General features: G+C 34.0%; 1 protein-coding gene. It reads right to left on the bottom strand.

What is annotated here, in order from left to right; translation table 11 throughout:
* Nucleotides 1-281 precede the first annotated feature (281 nt).
* The coding region (locus tag ACP6PK_RS21110; protein ID WP_426562365.1) for an SNF2-related protein at nucleotides 282-1996 on the bottom strand (1715 nt) is incomplete at its 5' end.

Below are 1996 nucleotides of genomic sequence, written 5' to 3'. Positions count from 1 at the left end.
TGGGTCAGTCTGACAGATATCATTTAGGTTTAGCATAGTTCCTGTTAGTTATTTATCTTTTTATTTATCCTTTGGTGCTTAGATTTGGAAACCAAACCTCCTAAAGTTTTTTTCAGAACAGAACTTATGGCAAGGTACTATATATAGAGTTAAAAACTATAGCGCTAGAGTTTTGGGGGCTATATCTGGTATTTGGGTCAGTCTGACAGATATCATTTAGGTTTAGCATAGTTCCTGTTAGCTATTTATCTTTTTATTTCTCCCCCTACTTCCCTACTCCCCTACTCATCTTCAATTACTTGATTTCTATCAAGTATTAATAAATTTCTCAACTGGTCTGTATCAAGTTCAGTTAACCATTGTTCACCTGCACCTACTACTTGTTCTGCTAATTCTTTTTTACTTTCAATTAAATCATGTATTTTCTCTTCTAAAGTTCCGGTACAAACAAATTTATGCACCTGAACATTCCGAGTTTGACCAATTCTAAATACCCGATCTGTTGCCTGATTTTCTACTGCGGGATTCCACCATCTGTCAAAGTGAAAAACATGATTAGCGCGAGTCAAATTTAAACCTGTACCTCCAGCTTTTAATGATAGAATCATTATTGGCGGACCTTGAGGATCTAATTGGAATTGGTCTACCATTTCTTCCCTTTTAATTTTGCGGGTAGCTCCATATAAATACAATACTTCTCTACCTAAATTTTTCTCTAAATAAGGTTGTAAAACTTTTCCCCATTCCGCAAATTGGGTAAAGATAATTGCTCGTTCTCCTTCGGAAATTATTTCTTCTAACATTGCTCCTATACGTTGCAATTTTCCAGAGTTTGTATCGCTGATTTCTACTTTTTTCTTACTGCCTTTTTTGATTTGTAAAAGTACGGGATGATTACAGAGTTGTTTTAGTTTTACTAATAAGGCTAAAATTTTTCCTTTTCGCTGAATACCGTCAGCAGCTTCAATTTCTGCTAAAGAATTTTCCACTATATTTTGATAGAGTTTTGCTTGTTCATTTGCTAAAGGGCAAAAGACAATATTTTCTTGTTTTTCTGGTAAATCTTGAATAATATTTTTGTCAGTTTTGAGACGACGCAGAATAAAAGGTTGGACGAGAGAACGTAAAGTTTGTAATGAATTTTTATCCCCATATTTTTCGATAGGAATAGCAAACCGACGTTGGAAAAATTGCTTTTTACCTAAATATCCAGGATTCAAAAAATCTAAAATTGACCATAATTCTGAAAGGCGATTTTCTACAGGAGTTCCTGTTAAGGCAATTCTAAAAGATGCGTCTAATTTTCTTGCTGCTTGAGATTGTTTTGCTTCTGGATTTTTGATATTTTGCGCTTCATCAACTATTATTGACTGCCATTTTATTGTCTGTAATATTTTTTCATCTCGATACAATAAGGCATAACTTGTTATGACTAAATGTTTGTCTTTTACTGCTTTGGCAAATTGTTTACCTTTGGCGCGTTTATCGCCGTGATGTACTATTACTTTTAAACTCGGTCCGAATTTTTTGACTTCTCTTTCCCAGTTTCCTAATACGGAGGTAGGACAAACTAATAATGTGGGTGCTTCGAGTGCTTCTTGTTCTTGTTGGTTTAGCAGAAATGCTATGGTTTGAATGGTGTTATGACAAAGAATATTATTTGCTACAAAGTTATGATGTTTGCTTACTTCAAAATCATAAACCCATCCGTCATATTCGATATCTTCGATAGATTCTATCTGACAATAATAGACTTCTTGATTGAGTAATTTTTGCAGGCGAGTTTTGTGAATTTCTAGTTCTAGAATGTTTAGTAATAAATCAGTTTCTAAAGTTTGAGTTCTCCGTTGCAAAAGTTTATGTCGAGGATATTCGAGTTCGGCAATTCCACTAATAATATGTTCGATACTGTTAATCAACTTTGCCAAGTCAGTAGGAGATAATTCTGGAGAAACTTCTAAATTTTGAGTCTTGTCTTGAGAAAGTTTCTGTTGAG

It is taken from the genome of Dapis hubbardiae BLCC-M172 (genome assembly GCF_050016015.1).
Classification (GTDB): Bacteria; Cyanobacteriota; Cyanobacteriia; order Cyanobacteriales; family Microcoleaceae; genus Trichodesmium.
The sequence above is the reverse complement of the archived record's forward strand: the minus strand, read 5'-3'. Positions and strand labels throughout refer to the sequence as shown.